The 19,920-nt window shown below is 62.7% G+C and carries 16 protein-coding genes and 1 rRNA gene; 12 read left to right on the forward strand and 5 right to left on the reverse strand.

The genetic code is table 11. The features are described 5' to 3' along the window. The first annotated feature begins 45 nt into the window (after positions 1 to 45). From QCE73_RS36265 to QCE73_RS36280, 4 genes are all read left to right on the forward strand, one after another. Complete coding sequence (locus QCE73_RS36265; RefSeq protein ID WP_309885661.1) at positions 46 to 1,287, forward strand: hypothetical protein; 1,242 nt, start codon at positions 46 to 48, stop codon at positions 1,285 to 1,287. Between the two features lie 471 nt (positions 1,288 to 1,758). Continuing rightward, the gene (locus tag QCE73_RS36270; RefSeq protein ID WP_309885662.1) at positions 1,759 to 2,982 is read left to right on the forward strand and encodes a glycosyltransferase family 4 protein; all 1,224 of its coding nucleotides are present in this window, start codon (positions 1,759 to 1,761) and stop codon (positions 2,980 to 2,982) included. Between the two features lie 396 nt (positions 2,983 to 3,378). Next, a complete protein-coding gene (locus QCE73_RS36275; protein ID WP_309885663.1) occupies positions 3,379 to 4,617 on the forward strand; it encodes a glycosyltransferase family 4 protein in 1,239 nt (412 codons plus the stop codon). Between the two features lie 45 nt (positions 4,618 to 4,662). Then, positions 4,663 to 5,178: a hypothetical protein gene (locus QCE73_RS36280; protein WP_309885664.1), complete on the forward strand. Its 516-nt coding sequence runs from the start codon at positions 4,663 to 4,665 to the stop codon at positions 5,176 to 5,178. Here QCE73_RS36280 and QCE73_RS36285 read toward each other — a convergent pair. The 3 genes from QCE73_RS36285 to QCE73_RS36295 all read right to left on the reverse strand — a co-directional run bounded on the left by QCE73_RS36285 (position 5,132) and on the right by QCE73_RS36295 (position 7,953). Then, on the reverse strand, positions 5,132 to 6,019 hold the full coding sequence (locus QCE73_RS36285; RefSeq protein ID WP_309885665.1) for a helix-turn-helix transcriptional regulator: 888 nt from the start codon (positions 6,017 to 6,019) through the stop codon (positions 5,132 to 5,134). The two genes, QCE73_RS36280 and QCE73_RS36285, sit on opposite strands and share 47 nt — an antisense overlap. A gap of 32 nt (positions 6,020 to 6,051) precedes the next feature. Next, entirely contained in the window at positions 6,052 to 6,609 is a 558-nt protein-coding gene (locus QCE73_RS36290; protein WP_309885666.1) for a carboxymuconolactone decarboxylase family protein, read from the reverse strand. Positions 6,610 to 6,687: 78 nt separating this feature from the next. Beyond that, entirely contained in the window at positions 6,688 to 7,953 is a 1,266-nt protein-coding gene (locus QCE73_RS36295; protein ID WP_309885667.1) for a serine hydrolase, read from the reverse strand. Positions 7,954 to 8,113: 160 nt separating this feature from the next. Here QCE73_RS36295 and QCE73_RS36300 point away from each other — a divergent pair, with 160 nt between their 5' ends. Continuing rightward, positions 8,114 to 9,007, forward strand: coding sequence for a LysR family transcriptional regulator (locus tag QCE73_RS36300; protein ID WP_309885668.1), 894 nt, complete (start codon positions 8,114 to 8,116; stop codon positions 9,005 to 9,007). 33 nt (positions 9,008 to 9,040) lie between these two features. Here QCE73_RS36300 and QCE73_RS36305 read toward each other — a convergent pair whose 3' ends face one another. Beyond that, positions 9,041 to 10,831 (reverse strand): serine hydrolase domain-containing protein, encoded by a 1,791-nt coding sequence (locus tag QCE73_RS36305; protein ID WP_309885691.1) that lies wholly within the window; start codon positions 10,829 to 10,831, stop codon positions 9,041 to 9,043. 517 nt (positions 10,832 to 11,348) lie between these two features. Between QCE73_RS36305 and QCE73_RS36310 the strand changes: the two genes are divergently transcribed. The 7 genes from QCE73_RS36310 (at position 11,349) to bfr (ending at position 19,639) form a co-directional block, all read left to right on the forward strand. After that, positions 11,349 to 12,779 carry a carbohydrate porin gene (locus tag QCE73_RS36310; RefSeq protein WP_309885669.1) on the forward strand — a complete coding sequence of 477 codons (1,431 nt, stop codon included), beginning with the start codon at positions 11,349 to 11,351 and terminating at the stop codon, positions 12,777 to 12,779. Between the two features lie 97 nt (positions 12,780 to 12,876). Next, positions 12,877 to 13,986 (forward strand): hypothetical protein, encoded by a 1,110-nt coding sequence (locus tag QCE73_RS36315; RefSeq protein ID WP_309885692.1) that lies wholly within the window; start codon positions 12,877 to 12,879, stop codon positions 13,984 to 13,986. A 33-nt stretch (positions 13,987 to 14,019) separates the two neighbouring features. After that, the gene (gene efeB / locus QCE73_RS36320; protein WP_309885670.1) at positions 14,020 to 15,306 is read left to right on the forward strand and encodes an iron uptake transporter deferrochelatase/peroxidase subunit; all 1,287 of its coding nucleotides are present in this window, start codon (positions 14,020 to 14,022) and stop codon (positions 15,304 to 15,306) included. Positions 15,307 to 15,358: 52 nt separating this feature from the next. After that, positions 15,359 to 16,375 (forward strand): iron ABC transporter substrate-binding protein, encoded by a 1,017-nt coding sequence (locus tag QCE73_RS36325; protein ID WP_404989860.1) that lies wholly within the window; start codon positions 15,359 to 15,361, stop codon positions 16,373 to 16,375. Positions 16,376 to 16,389: 14 nt separating this feature from the next. Beyond that, positions 16,390 to 18,015, forward strand: a complete 1,626-nt coding sequence (locus QCE73_RS36330; RefSeq protein WP_404989863.1) for an ABC transporter permease — start codon at positions 16,390 to 16,392, stop codon at positions 18,013 to 18,015. After that, positions 18,012 to 19,064 (forward strand): ABC transporter ATP-binding protein, encoded by a 1,053-nt coding sequence (locus tag QCE73_RS36335; RefSeq protein ID WP_309885671.1) that lies wholly within the window; start codon positions 18,012 to 18,014, stop codon positions 19,062 to 19,064. Before QCE73_RS36330 ends, QCE73_RS36335 begins: the two co-directional genes overlap by 4 nt. Before the next feature lie 98 nt (positions 19,065 to 19,162). After that, a complete protein-coding gene (bfr, locus tag QCE73_RS36340) occupies positions 19,163 to 19,639 on the forward strand; it encodes a bacterioferritin (protein WP_309885672.1) in 477 nt (158 codons plus the stop codon). Between the two features lie 105 nt (positions 19,640 to 19,744). Here the strand turns inward: bfr and rrf are convergent. Then, positions 19,745 to 19,858 (reverse strand): 5S ribosomal RNA (rrf, locus tag QCE73_RS36345). Positions 19,859 to 19,920 lie beyond the last annotated feature (62 nt).

The raw sequence follows: 19,920 nt of genomic DNA on the forward strand, positions 1-19,920 counted from the left end.
GCCCGCAGCACCTTCAGAAATCCATCCAAGGGGCGGAGTCGACACATGCTCAAAGAGAAACATATGCATACGCGCTGGATCGCCGGCGCACTCTCAGTCGCGGCGCTTGCATTGCTTGCCGCTTGCGGCGGTGGTGGCGGCGGTGACAGTACTGCGAGCAACGGCTCGAGTTCGCCCGCGAACTCGGGCGACACCGGCGCGAGCGCACCGGCACCGGCATCGACGCCGACAACGCCGACGAACACCACACCTACTCTCGCCGCAGCGACCGCCGTCGTCGACGGCACGACGCTCGGCACCGCGCAATGGAACGATGGCTCGACATCCTCCGGCGGCACCGGCCAGGCGGTCAGCAATCTCACCTGCACGGTGGCAGGTAACAAGTACAGCTACGCGCATCTGTCGATCTATCAGGACGGCAAGCAGCTCGCGTTGCCGGCGAACATCGGCAGCGTGGCGCCGACGATGGCCCTGCAGCGGGGCTGTGTCTATCCGGTCCACACGGTCGATGCGTCGGGCAAGATTCGCATGGACGTGACCTCGAACGGCACGTACACGCTGGGTCAATTCTTCGCCGTATGGGGTCAGCCGCTCAGCACCACCAACGTCGCAGGCATCGCCGGCACGGTGACCGCCTGGGTCAACACGGGCGGCACGCTCACGAAATACACCGGCGATCTCGCGAGCCTCGCGCTGCCGCAGCACGGCGAAGTGACGTTGGTCGTCGGCACGCCGCCGGCCCAGATCGCCACCTATACGTGGACCGATCCGCCGCCCTTCACATCGACCGTCACCACGCTCTCCTTCGGCGGCGTCGTGGGCAGTGCGTTCTGGGCGGACGGCATGACGGCGACAGGCGCCACGGGCGCGCCGGTGGATGGCGTGATCTGCGCGGCGGGCATGGCCGAAACCTTCCACGTGCACTCGCATGTCGCCATCTTCAAGGACGGCCAGTGGCTCGCGTTCCCGAAGAACGTCGGCATCCTGCCGCAGTGCAACTACGAGATGCATACGCATGACAACACCGGCATCATCCATATCGAAACACCGAACGTGAAGACATTCACGCTCGGCGAGGTTTTCGATATCTGGGGACAGCCGCTGTCCAGCACGAACGTCGCGGGTATCACGGGCAATATCGTGGTCTATATCAACGATAACGGCGATGTCCGTCGATACATGGGCGACCCACGCAACATCGTGCTGACTTCGCTGCGAGACATCACGTTCCAGATCGGCACGCCGTTGCCGTCGCTTCCGACCTACTCCTGGTACGAGCAGCAGTAACTTAGCGGACGAACGCCGCGGCGCGAGCCGCGGCGTTTTTCTTTTTGCGCGAGCATCTATCGTGCTCCGGCATACTCTCCAGTCGTTTCTTTCGAGACTGCGCACGCTCACGGCAGGACCCGCGATGTCTGTGCGGTACTGCATTGAACGATGGTGCGCAAACTGTTATGTTTTCTGCAGCGCAGTCTCTGCGATCCTGTTCACGATGTGCACGCTTTCTCTATCCGCAGCGGAAATACGCTCGCGCGAGTACCTGTCATGGCAGAGATGAGCACGGTACGACATTGCGTCGCCGGGCGCTGCGCGCTCAATGCATCGAACACGACGTCGGGCGATCTCACGTCGAGTATGATGATTTAACTTTATGCCTCGATTCACAGGGTTTTCTGTCGTGTCATCGACTGGCGCACCCTGATAGCACTTCGCACCGCCGTGTTTCTGAATAGGCCTTCCCAAGGAGACTTCGACGTCGTGAAGATACTGATCGCGAACACCCTCTACTTTCCGGATGAACCCGGAGGCGCCGAGATATCGACGCGGCTTCTCGCCGAGGGCCTGGTCAGGGCGGGCATCGAAGTCTGCGTGGTCTGCGCGACAGGCACGGGCGCCGACCGTGTCGACGACGTGAACGGCGTGAAGGTGTATCGGCTACGTTCGGTCAATCTTTACTGGCCGCATGTGCGCGAGAAGCACGGCCGCGTCGCGAAGCTCATCTGGCATGCCATCGATGTGTATAACGTCATCATGTCGCGCAAGCTGTCCAGCATCATCGCACGCGAAAAGCCGGACGTGATCAGCACCAGCAATCTGTCTTGCCTCTCCGTCGATATCTGGCGGCTCGCACGCAATGCCGGCGTGCCGATCGTGCATACGGCGCGCGATTATTATCTGATGTGTCCGACGGCCATCATGTTCTCTCATGACAAGCCGTGCCAGCGGCAGTGCGGCGTCTGCGCCGTGTATGCGCAGCCCAAGCGCGTCGCGTCGGCGCGCGTCGCGGCCGCCGTGGGCGTCAGCCGCTTCGTGCTGCAAAAGCACCTGGAAAGCGGCTACTTTTCGCGCGCCGCACGCACGGCGGTCATCTACAACGCCTGCGAGTCGAACGAAGAATCGAGCTTGCCGCAACGCACGCGCCGTTATCGCGGTGGCCCGGTGCGGCTCGGCCTGCTCGGGCGCGTGTCGAAAGAGAAAGGGCTGGAAGTGCTGCTCGAACAACTGCTCGGCGACGACACGCTGCAATGGACGCTCGCCGTCGGCGGCCACGCCGATGCGGACTATCTCAGTGCGATCAAGGCGAAGTACGACGATCCGCGCATCGAGTATCTCGGCCGTGTGAACCCCGACGAATTCTTCAATGGCATCGATATTCTCGTGGTGCCATCGATCTGGAACGAACCGTTCGGGCGCGTGACGGTCGAAGCGTATTCGCACGGCGTGCCCGTCGTTGGTGCAAACACCGGCGGCATTCCCGAGGTCATTGAGCCGCGCACGAATCTGGTGTTCGACATGGCGCGTCCATCGACGATCATCGGCAAGTTGCATGAAGCGATTGCACTGCTCGAAGACCCGGACGTGCACGAGCGTCTGCGCGAATACGCCGGGCGCTTCAACGTGGATGCGATGGTCGATGCTTATCGGGCGCTGTATGAAAGCGTGCTCACCGAACAGGCGATTCCGCGCGTCGTATGCCCGTGAACCTCACGTACTTTTGTCGAGGCACATATCGTTTTTACATCTAGCCGGATCGAGTATCGATTCATCAGGAATCTCTAAAGTAAGCAGAAGCACGCAAATTGAAAAACTGCGATGCCTCAAGCTTCGATGGGGTAAACTGGGCCGCACAGCTCGTAGGAAGTTTGATCACTTCGACCGGTCGCATTCAATATTGCTTTCGTTTGCCGACCGGATCGAGATGACGCGGCGCCAACTGTCAGCCGTCTGGCCATACGCTGGAATACCGGAGCCGCGACTCATGAAGGGACACACGACCCGTCGAATCATCGGGAAGCGCTCATCAGGCTGTCGCTTGCGCAAAGACCTCCAGACCATCAAGCAGTCGGCTCGCATCGATCCGCATCTTCTTCATACGCCGTGAAAGTACTGATCGCGAACACGTTATATTTTCCAGACGAGGTCGGCGGCGCCGAAGTTGCGACGCGACTCCTTGCCGAAGGACTGGTCAAGGCCGGTGTGGAGGTGTGCATAGTCTGCGCCACCGGCGTCGGCGAAGACCGCAGCGAGGAAGTCAACGGCGCAAAGGTCTATCGTCTTCGATCGAGCAATCTCTACTGGCCGCATGCTCCCGGCGAGCATTCACGCGTCGCCAAACTGATATGGCACGCCATCGACGTGCGCAACACGGCCATGTCACGAAAGCTCGCCGACATCATCAGGCGCGAGAAGCCGGACATCGTCAATACGGCGAATCTCTCCTGTCTTTCCGTCGATGCATGGCGCGTCGCGAGCAACGCAGGCGTGCCGATCGTGCACACCATCCATGACTATTATCTGCTGTGCCCCACGGCGACCATGCTGACGGGCGGAAAGCCTTGCCCGAGTCAATGCGGCGTGTGCTCGCTGTACGCAAAGCCCAAGCAGCTCGCGTCCGCGCAGGTCAACGCGGCGATCGGCGTGAGCGGCTTCGTGTTGCAGAAGCATATCGAGAGCGGGTTTTTCTCGCGTGCCGCCAAGACCACCATCATCAATAATTGCTATACGCCGACCCTGGATTCGGCAGCGAAGCAGTATTCGAAGCGAGTCGAAAACGCGCCATTGAAACTCGGGATGCTCGGGCGCGTATTGCCCGAAAAAGGTCTCGAACTCCTTCTCGAACAACTGCTCGCGGACCAGACGCTCAATTGGACGCTCGCCGTTGGCGGTACTGGCGATGCGGATTACGTCGAAAGCCTCAAGACGAAATACGCGGACCCGCGTGTCACTTTCCTCGGCCGGGTGGACCCTTCCGATTTCCTGAGCGGTATCGATATTCTCGTGGTGCCGTCCGTGTGGAACGAACCGTTCGGGCTCGTGGTTCTCGAAGCGTACTCACACGGCGTGCCCGTCGTGGGGTCGAACCTGGGCGGCATCCCCGAGATCATCGAGCCGCAATCGAATCTCCTGTTCGACGTTGCTCGCCCCGAGACGTTGATCGGCAAGATTCACGAAGCGAGCGCCTTGCTCGACGATCCATCCGCGCATGATCGGCTGCGCCAGCATGCCAGGAAGTTCAGCCACGATGCGATGATCAACGCGTACGTCGAATTGTACGAAGAGATGGTTTGCGTCGAAGAGCGAAAGCCGTCGATGGCGACGGGACGGGAAGCGAACTGAAGCCGAGTGAGATAGACGTCAGCGAATCGGCCTTGCGAGGTCATCATGCGCAACTCCATGAACGCTGCTGTGAAGTGTGTGCTCGCCACGCTGCTGGCCGCGCTGGTCGTGGTGTTCTTGAATGCGCGCCTTCCGAATGAAGCGCACAGTGCTGTCCCGGCAAAGGTCAGCCGCACGACGATAGCCGAAGGCGACGTCATCACGCTCGTCGTCCACTCGGCTCCGGACTGCAAATATTGCGTGCGCTGGATGGGGCCTTTCGCGGGAGAGGGACACTTCAAGTCCTGGGCGCGCACGCATCCCGGCGCGCAGCTTTTCATCGTCGAGCGCGCATCGATCGCAAGCAACGAGACGCCGGACGATTATCCTCAGCCTCTTCGCTGGCTGTCGGAGCAGAATCGAAAAGAGCAGCGCCTGCATCCGGGCACGCCGATGTTCGAGGTCTTCGTCGCGCAGAATCTGATCGTTCGGTCCTATGGCCTGGATTCGTGGGACGACGAGGTGTTTCCCGCGATCAAGGATCTCGATGCCCGGCGGTCGCATCTCGGCGCGAGTCGCTGATTCTGTTCGAATGCGCGTCGAGCAATTGCAGATGGCGTGCTTCGGTTTCGTCATCGGCGGGAAACATGCATTCCAGACGCAACTCCTGCGTTGCGACGTTCTGCGGTGCGCCCACGGTCGTGACCATCGAGAAATAACGAAGCACCGCGCCCTCGCTGACGAAGCCGATCGGAATGACCGGCATCGTGGGCGCGGCGGATCGCCCATGATGGGTGTTCCAGTCACGCGGCACATCGGGATAGGCGAGCAGTTCGTCGAGCAGACGCCGGGTGCCGTCGTCGACCATATGGCCGACCGATTCCCGATACACCCGTTGCAGCAGGCTTCGCGAGACGGTTTCCCAATCGACCACGAAAGGGCGCATCCCCTGCGGATCGAAGATCAGATGCAGCATGTTGCGCGGGCCTTCACGCGAAGCCATGTCGATGAAACAGCCGAAGAAGCGCGGCGCTGCGTCGTTGGTCATGAGGACGTTCCAGTGGCGATCCATCACGATCGCCGGAAACGGTTCATGCTGGCGAACGACGCGTTCGAGCGCGCGCACGACGCCGTGCATCTCCTGCGCGTTCCACGGCGCCTCCGAATACATCGGCGCATAGCCCGCGGCGAGCAACAGCGCATTGCGTTCACGCAGCGGCACGTCGAGCGTCTGCGCCAGCGTCAGCAACGTCTCCCGGCCCGGCACGCTGCGCCCGCTTTCGATGAAGCTGATCTGACGTTGCGAGACGCCGGCCTCCAGCGACAGACCGAGCTGGCTCATGCCCCGCACATCGCGCCAGTAGCGCAGCAAGTCACCGAGTTCGCCCGGCGGAGCATTCGGATCGGGACGCATGGCGTTCATCGGATCTCCGGTATCGGATTGTGAAGGGAAACTCAGGCTATCGGCGCATGCCACGCGAACGCCTCGAACTGCGTTTCGAGCGGCGGCCGCGTCACGCTGCTGGTGTAGTTCGTGATCGTCGATGCCGCCACCACCGCAATCACTTCCAGAATCTGCGCGGCATCGAAACCGGCTTTGAGAAAACGTCGCTGGTCCGACTCGTCGAGACGGCCGCGCTTGCCGATCAACGCACGCGCCAACGCCGACAGCGCGGCCAACTTGGCATCGCCGGGCAAGACGCCTCGACGGATCGCATCGACGTCTTCGCGATGCACGCCCTCCTTCAACGCGAGCGCCGTATGAAACGCGACCGGCCATTCGCTCGCGTTCGCGACCGCGTTCGTCAACAGCAAGGTCTGAATCTGCGGCTCGGTCAGACTACTCGCATGCACGCGCTGGAACACGCCGATGAAAGCGTCGATCAGCACCGGCGATGCGGCCATCGTGCCCGCGACGTTCGGGATCAGGCCGAACGTCTGCTGCAATTGCTGGAGCACGGGACGCGATTGCGCGGGCGCGGATTCGATCGTGTGAACGGGATAGTTGAGCATGGTAACTCCTGGCAGTAAGGCGCGACCGGAATGGAAGCGCGACAGCCCTAGAGTAGGAGCGCTCGTGCGTTGCGCCAATTACATCGCATGTAATCGCTTCGCGACCGCGCTATAGAACACCGAGGCTTCGAGGGGCAACGTATCGAACGCGGGCTCTGCCTCGGACCACGTCGACCATTGCACGATGACAAGATGTTCCGGACGGTTCACCATGATCACCTGTCCGAAAATGCCCAGCGCCCATAGCGAATGCCGGAGCGAATCGGCGGGCGCGGGACTCACGTTCTTGGTGCCGGCCGGCTCGGAGTTGTTCCACCACTGGTAGCCATAAAGGCCGTCTGGATGCCCCGCCGAAACAGAACCTTTGGCGTGCGTCCAGTTCGATGCTTCGTCGATCCAGCCGTCCGGAAGCGTCTTCGTTCCATCGGGCAGCCGGCCGCCGCCAAGTACGAATTCGCCGAACCGGCCGTAGTCGTCGAGCGTCGCGTTGAAGCCATGTGCGCCGACATCGTGCTGTCCCGGCGTGTAGGCATGCCAGACGCCATCGCTCGCCATGCCGTAGGGCTTCCATATCGTTTGTTGGAGATACGCCGCGAGCGGCATGCCCGTCGCGCGTTCGAGCACGTCGCCGAGAAGCCAGGCGCCGCCGGAGTTATACGACCACACTTCGCCGGGTTCGTGCGCGCGCTTCAGGCGAGTGACGAGCGTACGCACGCAATCGTAAGTACCGGGCCGCGCCTCGCATTGCGTGAGCTTCGAGAAGTCGGAGTCGGGGTTCTTGTAGTCTTCGGTCCATGCCACGCCCGAGGTGTGCTGGATCAACTGCCGGATGGTCACGCCGTCCCAGGCCGTGCCCTTCATATCGGGCTCGTAGTTTGTGATGGGTTCATCGAGCGACTTGAGCTTTCCTTCGTGCAGCGCGATGCCCACGAGCGTCGAAACCACCGACTTGCCCACCGAGCGCGATGTCCAGAGCGTGCTGCCGGTGTTTCCGCTGGCGAGATATCTGTAGGCGACCTTCCCGTCCTTCAGCACCAGGAGACCCGCGACGTTCTGATGCCGCAGATAGTCATCGAGCGTGAATCGCTTGCCATTCATCACGTAGGACACGTTCGTCAATTGCCGCGCGGCGCGTTGGAGCGGCTTCGCATCGCCGTGATGGAAGACGTCGCCGGCATAGTTGCGGTAGTCGTTGCGAAAGCCGATGACGCGCTCGGTCGGGCTCCACGTCAGCATCTGTTTCGGGTCCGGCAGCGTGACATCGAACGGCGCAGGACAACGCGCGAGCGCGAGACCGGCGCATCCGTCGGAGCTTGCGGCATGGGCGGTGGATAAGGCCAACATTGCGAGGGCGATTCCGAGGGTGGCTTGCGGCTTGAATGTCATGAGCGGTCCGGTCGGGTTGAACAGGTTTCGAGCGACGGACCGAGTATCGTGCGAGGCGAATGACGGGGCAAAGCCAGACCCGTGGGAAAATCCCCCGCAAGGCATAACGGGAGCCGCCATGAGTGCATTGAGTTATTCGCTCGCGCAGATCGAGGCGTTCGCGAGCGTCGCCGAGCACGGCACCATCACGAAGGCCGCGGAGCGCCTCGCAAAAGATCGCTCGACGGTCAGCGAGTTGCTGGAGTTTCTCGAAGCGGATCTGGGCTTCGCGCTCTTCACGCGTGCGGGCCGTTCGCTCGCGCTGACGCCCGAGGGCCGGCGTCTGCAGCGTCAGGCGCGCCTGCTTCTGCGTCAGGCTCAGGCGTTCGGCGCCGCAGCACGAGACATTCCCAACGAAATCACCGATGAGATCGGCGTCGTCTACGATCCGTTCGTACCGCGTGCGTTCGTGCGTGCGCTCATCGACCGGCTGGCCTCGCTCGGCATTCGTACGAGCGGGTGGAGCGGGTCGCGCGAAGAAGCCGAGGCGGCGCTTACCGCGGGCACGGCGCAGCTTGCGGTCAGCCTCGCGCGAAATCAGAGCGTGCGTGCCGATCTCGAATGGCGCGCCGTGGGAGCCATAGAAATGGGCATCTATGCGAGCGCGGACTTGTTCGCCACGGGCGATTCGCCGACTACTCTGCTGGAACTCAGTTCGAAGCCGCAAGTCGTCATGCATCGAACGCTCGACGAACAGTTCGCGCGTCAACTCCAGATTTCGGACCGGCTCACCTACGTCAACGAACTGGACATGATGCGCCACCTGCTTCAGGGCGCTTTCGGCTGGGGCTTTCTGCCGACGCACTTCGACGCCGATAAATGGCCCGGCGTTCAGGCAATCGATACCGAAGTGGGCCGCAACGGCCTCACCCACGCCATCGTCGCCGTGTGGCGGCCGGGCGCGGGCAGCCGCGCCGCTACCGGCGACGCGCTCGACGTGCTGGCCGGGCTCTGGAACGACGTCATGTCATGAGCGGCGGCAACCGGCGCGTGGATGCGGACGCCTTCACGCCTTGTCGTAGATCGAACTGCCCAGCGTCAATGTCGTGCCGCTCGTCGACCCGAAACGGATTTCATAGAGATCGCGGCCGAAGTTGCCGGGCACCTTCACCGACATGCCGCCGCGATCGTCCGCGAGCGGCACGAAGAGCTGATAGCGAAGGTCTTCGTTGCCGTACAGAACATAGCCCGGCAGTTCGGGCAACGTGGTGAGGTAGGCCGGCGGATTGCCCAGGATGACGATCGGTACGGCCGTCGGCGAATCGTTCGTCAAGGTCCACTGTGTGCCCTGGCGCTGCTGCCACGCGGTGTCGAGCGGCGCCAGCGGAGCGAGCTGCTGGCCGATCGGCAACGTGAGATAGGCGTAGCCCGCGCCCGGCACGACGCGCTTCATCACATAGCGATAGCTGAACGCGTTGCCGTCGCCATCGGTTCCCGACACGACCGTGAAACGATAGGACGCGGCATCGCTGTTGCTCCACCACCATCCGTCGCTGCGGTACTGGTATGTGCCGACCTGCGTCCACGCGCGTGTGGGGCCGTTCCACTTGTTCAGTTGCAGGCTGCCGTCGGGATTGGCGATCACCTGCAGCGGGGAATCGGAGTTGCCGTAGATGCCGCCGGCAGTCGCGATGCCCGGCGCCGACGCGGCCGGCGGCGCCGTCGTGCTGACCTTGGCCGGCAGCGACGCGATCGTGCCGTCCTCCTTCAGCGCGGACAGGACGAGCGATTCCGCCAGCTTGCGCGCATCGTAGCCCGAGTTGCCGGTCACCATCAGCGCAAGTTGCGCCTGCGGCACGACGAAAAATTCGCTCGAATAGAACGCGGTCCCGCCGTCCTTTTCCCATCCGAGGATGCCCGCGGCCTGAAGCGCGGGCTGCTGGACCGAATCCCAGCCGAGACCCCAGTGCCATTCGGGCGAGGGGTTGATCAAGAGTCCCGTCGACTGGTCCGTGCCCATTTCGGCGATGCCCGCCGCGGACACCACGCGTTGGCCCTGAAACATGCCGCCACCGATGATCATCTGCGCGAGATTCATCATGTCACCGGGCGTCGAACTCAGTCCGCCGGTCGCGTACGCATTGACGAACTCCTGGTACTGCGTGCCGTTCGCGAACGGATAGGAAAACGAACCGCCGTTCGGCACGGCCGTGAGATAGCTGGAGTTCGTCATCTTCAGCGGCGCGAGGATGTTCGCTTCGACGAAGCTCGCAAAGCTCTGCCCGGTCATCGCGAGGACGATCTGCTCGACCATCGTGAAGCCGTCGTTGCAATACACGGCGAGCTCGCCCGGCAGATGCTTCAGATGCGTATTCGCGAGTTCGGCTTGCGTGTCGGCCGCGTATCCGGGAACCGGCGCGAAGGTGAAGAGGTTGCGCGAATTGGTGCCGGGCAATCCCGACGAGTGCGACAGCAGATGACGCGTGGTGATCTTCGCGTACTCGGGCGACAGCATGGTGAACGTCGGCAGGTATCGGACGATCGGCGTATCGAGCGTGATGAGTCCGCGATCCTGAAGAATCGCAGCCGCGAGCGCAGCAAAGAGCTTGCTGACCGAGCCGATGTTGAAGCGCGTCTGGATCGTCGCCTGGGTCTGACTCGGCACCGACGATACCCCGAACGCCTGCTGCCAGAACACGTTGCCGCCCTTGAGCATGGCGACGGAAATTGCGGCGACCGGTTGCGCCGGGTCCGCGATCATCTGCTGGATGGTTTGTTGGCCCATCGCGACGGTTTGGGGATACGGCTGCGAGTCGGAATGATCGCTGCCGCAGCCCGGAAGGATCGTCGCCAGCATGCCGGCGCCGGCCGCGCCGAGAAATTGCCGTCGGCCCGCGCTGGGCGCACGGGAGTTGAAACTCGTACGGTTGGATCGGGACACGACGGCTCTCCTTGTTGTTTTTCGCAGGGGCGTGTTTTTGTGCGGCTCGGTCCTTTCGCGGTGGATTATAGGCATGAAAGTTACGCGGTGACTCATCGCTCAATTGAAAGTCGATGTTGGTTTCGATCTCTTTTAAGAGAACGCTAACTTAGCTTCCACTTCCATTTAGCTCAACGAAACCTGTCAATTCAGCAATATGAAGATAGGTAAAAGTAACCTACCTGAGAATCATTCTCATTTATATTGACGAGAATAAACGTCCAACGTACGATTCGATTCAAGCCATTCAGGACTCGAGTCGCAATGCCGCATTAATTCAATTTTCCTGATCAATGCGATCGACAATAAAAAAACAATTAGGAGTTCAATGAAAATCGACCGATCCGCATATCGGCATCGACGAGCCGGGCGTGTGGCGTCCGCGCGGTCCGTCATGCCCGCAGCCCGATGCCTGACCGTAGCCACGGCGCTGATGTTGAACGCGTTCGCCGGCAGCGCGTTCGCGGCCGCCAGTCCCGATGCCGCGCCGGAAGCGCCCGAAGCCGATCTTCAGATTCAGGCGCAGCCGTCCAACTTCTGGACCGGCTTCTGGACGCGCGAAACCATGCTCGGCGACATGGGCGGCTTGCGTCCGTGGCTCGGCAAATACGGCGTGACGTTCCAGTTGACCGAAACGAGCGAGTACCTCGCGAACGTGCGCGGCGGTCTCGGCCGCGGCGGCGCATACGATGGCCTCACCACGGCGACGGTAGGCATCGATACGCAGAAGGCGTTCGGCCTGCCCGGCGGCCAGTTCAATGTCAGCGCGCTGCAGATTCACGGCACCAATCTGAGCACGCGCTACCTCGGCACGTTGAACACGGCGAGCGGAATCGAAGCGGAAGCCACCACGCGGCTGTGGGAGTTGTGGTATCAGCAGTCGTTCCTGGACAAGCGCGTCGATATCAAGATCGGTCAGCAAAGTATCGATCAGGAATTCATCACGAGCCAGTATTCCGCCACCTTCATCAACACGATGTTCGGCTGGCCCGCCCTGCCCTCGTACGACATGCCTTCGGGCGGACCCGCTTATCCGCTTTCCGCGCTCGGCGTGCGCGTGCGCGGTCAGATCACGCCGCAGCTCACCGCGCTCGCGGGCGTGTTCGACGGCGATCCGCTCGGCAATAACACCGACAATCTGCACGGCACCAACTTCAATCTGCATAACGGCACGCTCTTCATCGGCGAACTGCAATATGCGATCAATCAGCCGTCGGACGGCGAGATGGTCGGCATGAACAGCAACAAGCTGCCGGGCACTTACAAGCTGGGCGTCTGGTACAACAACAACCACTTCGACGATCAGCGTTTCGACAACACCGGCTTGTCGCTGGCGAATCCCGCATCGACGGGCGTGCCGCAATCGCATCACGGCAATTACAGCTTCTATGCCGTCGCGGATCAGATGATCTGGCGTCCCGATCCCGACGAGCCGCGCAGCATCGGCGTGTTCACGCGGCTGATGGGCGCGCCGGGCGATCGCAATCTCGTGAGCTTCGCGGCGAACGCGGGCATCGTCATGAAGGCGCCTTTCAAAGGACGCGACGACGACAGCGTGGGCCTCGCGGTCACCTACATCAAGGTCGGCAATCACGTGCACGATCTCGATCTCGACTACCGCAACTTCCTCAACTCACCGTATGGCGTGAGGACGCAGGAAACCACCGTCGAAGCGACGTACATCTATCAGGTGACGCCGTGGTGGACCATGCAGGCCGACGCGCAATACACGTTCAACGCGGGCGCAGGCCAGAATCCGAACGATCCGACGCAGCCGCTGCGCAACACCTTCGTGATCGGCGTGCGGGCGAACCTCACGTTCTAAGCCCAAATCGACGCGCGACATTCCACGACACAAGCGAAGCATTCAGATCATGACGGCCACTCAAAACACGCGCGCAGCACTCACTTCGACGCGACGCATGCTTCTCGCGTTCGCGACGGTCATCGCCGCCAGCCTTCTTCCATGCGCGGCGCACGCGGAGCCGCAGGGCTTCCTCGAAACGCTGCACCGTAACACGACGCTCATCAACACGGTGCCGGATAACGGCGACCAGAATCCGTATGCGATCTTCGTCGCGCCGGTGTCGGCGGGGACGATAAAGAAGGGCGATGTGCTCATCGATAACTTCAACAACGCGGCCAATCTGCAAGGCACGGGCAGCACCATCGTCAACTATCACCCCGACACGAAAGAGATGACGCTGTTCGCGCAGATTCCGCGCGATCTGAAGGAATGCCCGGGCGGCGTCGGCCTCTCGACGGCGATGACCATGCTCAAGTCGGGCTGGGTGATCGTCGGCAGCACGCCGAGCAACGACGGCACCACCGGCACCAAGGGCGCGGGCTGTCTCGTCGTGCTCGATTCGAGCGGCAAGATCGCGAAGGTGTGGTCGAGCCCGAACATCAACGATCCGTGGGGCAACATGGCCGTGGACGACAACGGCACGAGCGCGACGCTCTTCATCAGCATGGCGGGCTTCGGCGTGGGCAGCGCGGAAGGCAAGCCGCCCGTGTTCAAGCAGGCCACCGTGCTGCGGCTCGATCTCGACATTCCCGAGGGGCAGCCGCCGGTCATCCGGACGGACACCGTCGGCGGCAGCGGCTTCGGCGCGCAGGCCGACAAGGGCGTGTTCCTCGTCGGCCCGACCGGGCTCGCGCTCTCGGCGGACAAGAAGCTGCTGTATGTATCGGATGCGATCGGCAACCGCATCAACGAAATCGATGACCCGCTGACGCGCGACACCAGCGCGGGCGTCGGCCGGCAATTGACCGCCGACGGCCTGCTGCATCGTCCGCTCGCGATGGTCACCGCGCCCAACGGCCATCTGCTCGTGACCAACGCGCTCAATGGCCAGGTGGTCGAAATCATTCCCGAAAGCGGCAAGCAGCTCTACGCGCGCTGGATCGACACCGACAAGGCGCAAAGCCCTCCGGGCAACGGCGACCTGTTCGGCATCGCGATGACGCCGGAAGGCGACGGGTTCTATTACGTGCAGGACGATGTCAACACGCTCGTCATCGCGAAGTAACGCGGCGTGGGGCACGCGAAGGAAGGCAGCATCATGAACGACGATCAATCGACGCCACGCCGTCCAGGCCGGCGAGGTTTTCTGAAAGCGGGCGCGGCGGCGGGACTCGCTTCGGGCGCGGGCGTCGCGCGGGCAGCACTCACGCGCACGCCCGCCGACGACGCGCAACGGCAAACCGAGCCGTTCTACGGCGCGCATCAGGCGGGCATCGTGACGCCGCAGCAGAGCCACACGTACATGGCGGCGTTCGACGTGAAGACCGACAATCGCGACGAACTGGTGTCGTTGCTGCGCGCATGGACGATCGCCGCGGCGCGCATGACGCGCGGTGACACGGCCGCCGCGCTGAACACGCCCGACGACAAGTCCGCGCCCGATTCCGCCGATGTGCTGGGACTCGGCGCATCGGCGCTAACGATCACGTTCGGCTTCGGTCCGAGCCTCTTCAAGACGAGCGACGGAAAGGATCGCTTCGGTCTCGCATCGAAACGTCCCGGCGCGCTCGTGGACTTGCCGCGCTTCAATGGCGATCAGCTCATCCCCGAGAAGACCGGCGGCGATCTGATGATCCAGGCCTGCGCGAACGACGCGCAGGTCGCGTTCCACGCGGTGCGGCAACTCGCGCGCATGGGCACGGTCGCGAACGTGACGACGATCCGCTGGGGTCAGGCCGGATTTCTGTCGGGCCCGAAGGGACAGACGCCGCGCAATCTGATGGGCTTCAAGGACGGCACCAACAATCCGGCGACGGCGCAGCCGCCGCTCATGAGCCAGTTCGTATGGGCCGACGGCGCCGACGCGCCGTGGATGAAAGGCGGCACGTACACCGTGGTGCGGCGCATCCGCATCACGCTGGAGCACTGGGACACGATGGAGCTGGGCTTTCAGGAGCAGGTCTTCGGTCGCCACAAATACAGCGGCGCGCCCATCGGCAAGAAGAACGAATTCGATGCAGTCGATCTCGACGCCGCCGACAAGGACGGCAATCCGACGATCGCGGAAAACTCGCACGTGCGGCTGTCGAATCACCAGAGCAACAGCGGCATGCAGATCCTGCGCCGCTCGTACTCATACAACGACGGCACCAATTTCTATATCGAACGCTGGCCGCCGTGGCGACAGGAAACCGAATACGACGCGGGACTGATCTTCATCGCGCATCAGTCGGACCCGCGCACGGGCTTCATTCCGATCAACGCGAAGCTCGCGAAGTTCGACATGATGAATCAGTTCACCACGCATGTCGGCAGCGCGATCTTCGCGGTTCCGCCGGGCGCGAAGGAAGGCTCGTATATCGGCGCGCAGTTGTTCGAGGCCTGAAGACAGTCACCGGCCCGCGCATAAAAACATAACGTCAAGAGGAACAGGCTCCATGGCTCAATCTCGGTTCGGCATATGGCGGCAACTGCCGCAAGTGGTGATGTTGACGCTGTCGATCGCGGTGAGTGCGCACGCGGCATCGATCGTCGTGTACAACGCGCAGCACGAGCAGGTCATGAACATGCTCGCGAAGGACTTCGAGCAGCAGACGGGCATCGGCGTGAAGATTCGCAACGGCGAAGGGCCGGCGCTCGCGGCGCAACTCGTCGCGGAAGGCGCGAACACGCCGGCGGACGTGTACTTCACCGAGAATTCGCCGGAACTGATGTTGCTCGAAGAAAAAGGCCTGCTCGGCAAGGTCAACGGGGCGACGCTCTCGATCATCCCCGCGCGCTACAACTCGCCGACCGGGCAATGGGTCGGCGTCACGGCGCGTGAAAGCGTGCTCGCCTACAACACGGGCAAGATCCAGCCGTCGCAACTGCCGCCGTCGCTCTTCGATCTCGCGAAGCCCGAATGGAAGGGCAAGGTCGGCATCGCGCCGAGCGACGCGGATTTTCTGCCGCTCGTGAGCGCGGTGCTCGCGTTGAAGGGTCAGGAACAGACGATGCAATGGCTCAAGGGCCTCAAGACCAACGCGCAGATTTTCGACGACGACGAAGGCGTGGTCGCGGCCGTCAATCGCGGCGGCGTGACGACCGGCATCATCAACAACTATTACTGGGCGCGCCTGCACGCCGAACTCGGCGACAAGGCCACGCGCAGCGCGATCTATCACTACGGCAACGGCGATGTCGGCGGTCTCGTCAACGTGTCGGGGGCGGCGATCATGAAGAGCGCCCATAACGTCGACGGCGCGCAGCAGTTTCTCAAGTATCTCGTCAGCGAACGCGCGCAGGCGCTGATGGCGAAAAGCCGCGTGAGCTACGAATATCCGCTGCTCGCGGGCGTCGCACCCGATCCGCTGCTCAAACCGTTCGACCAGTTGCAGCCGCCCACACTCACACTCGAACAACTCGGCGACGACAGTCAGGCAGGCAAGCTCCTGCGTCAGGCCGGACTGATCTGAAACCGGTGAGCGAATTGATCGAGCCGGGCGAAGCGGTCGCGGCACTGGAGCCGTCCGCGGATGGCGCGCCCCTTCGGACGACGAAGCGAGCGCCGCGTATCTTGCTCGCGTGCGCATCGCTCGCCGCGCTGCTCGTACTGGCGCCACTCGCGTTCACGTTCTGGCGCGCGAGCGCGAACGGGCTCGATGACGCAATCGAGTTGCTGTTTCGGCCGCTCGTCGGCGAGTTGCTGCTCAATACGATGTGGATCACGCTCGGCGCGACAATCACATCGGCGGTGATCGGCACGGCGGCGGCCTGGTTCATCGAGCGCACGCGTCTGCCCGGACGACGCATCTGGGCGATGCTTGCCGCCGCGCCGCTCGCGATGCCCGCCTTCGTATCGAGTTATGCGTGGGTATCGATCAGCCTCGACTTGCAGGACTTCGCGGGTGCGTTGCTCGTGATTACGTCGGCGTATTTTCCGCTCGTGTATTTGCCCGTCGCCGCGGCCTTGCGCAGCATGGATCCCGCACTGGAGGAAAGCGCGCGGTCGCTCGGTTGCGGGCGATGGGCCGTGTTCGCACGCGTGGTGTTGCCGCAATTGCGGCCCGCTTTGCTCGGCGGCATGCTGCTCGTCGCGCTCGGCGTGCTGTCGGAATTCGGTGCGTTCCAGATGCTGCGTTATCGCACGTTCACGACGGAAATCTACGCGGAGTACCGCACGAGTTTCGACGGCGGCGGGGCGTCGCTCGTCGCATGCGTTTTGTTGCTGCTGTGTCTGATCGTGCTCGCGCTCGAGTTCCGGCTGCGCGGACGCGCGCGTTATGAGCGCGTCGATCGCGGCGCGCGCCGCGCGGCGCTGCGTTACGAACTCGGACGATGGCGCTGGCCGGTCGTCGGGGGCTTCGCCGCGCTCGTCGTCGTCACGCTCGGCGTGCCGCTCGGCATGATCGCGTTCTGGCTCACGCAGGAGGGCGCGGCGGCCGTCACGCCCGCGGAGGTATCGCCGAAACTGTTGTTCGATGCGACGATGTCCTCCGTCGGCCTCGGCCTGCTCGCGGCGGTCGTCACCGTGCTGTTGTCGTTTCCGCTCGCGCTGCTGCTCGTGCGCTATCCCGGACGTATCGCGACCGCGATGGAGCGCGTCGTCTTTCTTGCACAGGGCGTGCCGGGCCTCGTGATCGCACTGGCGATCGTGTCGCTCGCAGTGCGTGCGTTGCAGCCGCTGTATCAAGGCGTGACGCTGCTGATCGCCGCCTACGCGATTCTCTTTCTGCCGCTTGCGCTCGTCAGCGTGCGGGCCGCGCTGATGCAGGCGCAACCGCGTCTCGAAGACACCGCGCGCTCGCTCGGCCTCGACGTCACACAGACTTTCCTGCGCGTGATGCTGCCGCTCGCCGGTCCGGGATTCGGCGCGGCGGCGGCGATGGTCTTCATCTCCGTCGTCACGGAACTGAACGCGACGCTGCTGCTCGCGCCGCTCGACACCCACACGCTCGCGACACAGGTCTGGTCCGATACATCGACACTCGCATTCGCCGCCGCCGCGCCCTATGCGGCCTTGCTGACGCTCATCTCGTTCTGCGCGTCGGGCCTGCTTTTCGTGTTGCTCGGACGCTCCGCGCTGCTCGATCCTCGACATTCAGCCAATCCATGAGCGAACTTCGCGTGCAGGGTCTGCGCAAGGCCTTCGATGACTATTCCGTGTTGCATGGCGTCGATCTCACTGTGTCGCGAGGCACGCTTTTTGCACTGCTCGGCCCGTCCGGGAGCGGCAAGACAACGCTGCTGCGCCTCTTGTGCGGCTTCGAGCGCGCGGATGGCGGCATCATCGACATCGACGGGCGTCGTGTGGACGGCCCCGGCTCGTTCGTGCCGACGGAGCATCGGCGCATCGGGTATGTGCCGCAGGAAGGCGCGCTGTTTCCGCATCTGTCGGTGGCGGAAAACATCGTGTTCGGGCTGCCGCGTGGCGAGCGCCGCGTGCAGCATCGGGTGGCGGAGTTGCTGGCCCTCGTCGGTTTGCCGCTCGACTATGCGCGGCGCGCGCCGCAACAGCTTTCCGGCGGGCAGCAGCAACGCGTCGCACTGGCGCGGGCGCTCGCGCCATCGCCCGGACTGATCCTGCTCGACGAACCGTTTTCCTCGCTCGATGCAGCCTTGCGGATCGAGACGCGCAAAGCCGTCGCGCTCGCGCTGGCGCAAACCGGTACGACCGCCGTGCTCGTCACGCACGATCAGGCGGAGGCGCTTTCGCTGGGACAGCAGGTCGCCGTCCTCTGGAACGGCAGGCTCGTGCAGAACGCGTCTGCGGAGGAGATCTATCGACGGCCGGCGACGCGAGAACTGGCGTCATTCGTCGGCGACGCGGTGCTGCTGCGCGGCATCGCCGATGGCAATTTCGCGAGCTGCGCGCTCGGCAGGCTGCCGCTTTCGAGTCCTGTCGATGAAGGCGCGGTCGATGTGATGATCCGGCCCGAACAGATTCGCCTCGCTGCGGAAACGTCGTCCGCGTCGCGTGAGGCGGTCGTGATCGACGTCGGCTTCAATGGCCGCGATGCGCTCGTCACGCTCAGGCTGAAAAATGCGGAAGACTGTACGGTCGTCGCCTGCGTGCCGGGGTTTCGTGCGCCGCGTATCGACGAGCAGGTCCATCTTTCGGTCGAAGGCGATGCGGTCGCTTATCGCTTATCGCGCGATTCCTGACAGATTTGCCCTGCGAATGAAAATGAGTCTCGTTGTGGGCCTGTTGTCGCTCAGCGTCTATCCTGATTGTGTGGCCACGTGATCAGGCAGGAGACGGTATGCAAGGCGATCCGAAAGTGATTGACTATCTCAACGCCGAATTGAAGAACGAGCTGACGGCCGTGCACCAGTATCTTCTTCACGGGCGCCTCTATAAGCACTGGGGTTTCGAAGAGCTCGGCGCGCACGAATACAACGAGTCGATGGATGAGTTGACGCACGCCGACAAGCTGATCGAGCGCATCCTCATGCTCGACGGAATGCCCAATTTGCAGGATCTTCATCCGCTAACCATCGGCAGTCACACGCTCGAAGCACTCCAGAACGATCTCAAGCTCGAGATGGCGGCTCAAGCGCAATGCAAGGAAGGCATCGTCTATTGCGAGTCGGTGCGGGACTTCGTGTCGAGGGAAATCCTGGTCGAGCTTCTCGACGCCACCGAGGATCACATCGACTGGCTGGAGATTCAGATCGGCCTCATCGACAAGATCGGTATCCAGAATTACCAGCAATCCGCCATTCACAAGGTCGTGTGATCAGGCGCTTGAGCCAACTTCGCGGCTAGATCTTCATCGGGTATCGCGTTCCCAACGCAAAAACCCCACCTTTGCGGGGTGGGGTTTTTGTTTGCAGCATGAGGAGCCTGACGATTACCTACTTTCACACGGGTGATCCGCACTATCATCGGCGTGGAGTCGTTTCACGGTCCTGTTCGGGCTGGGAAGGGGTGGTACCGACTCGCTATGGTCATCAGGCATGACTTGTTGTTGCGGGCCTGTGGGCCTGCAACCAATCTGGGAAGAAGTAGTATTGAATT

Source organism: Caballeronia sp. LZ029, from assembly GCF_031451275.1.
In the GTDB taxonomy this organism is placed as follows: domain Bacteria; phylum Pseudomonadota; class Gammaproteobacteria; order Burkholderiales; family Burkholderiaceae; genus Caballeronia; species Caballeronia jiangsuensis.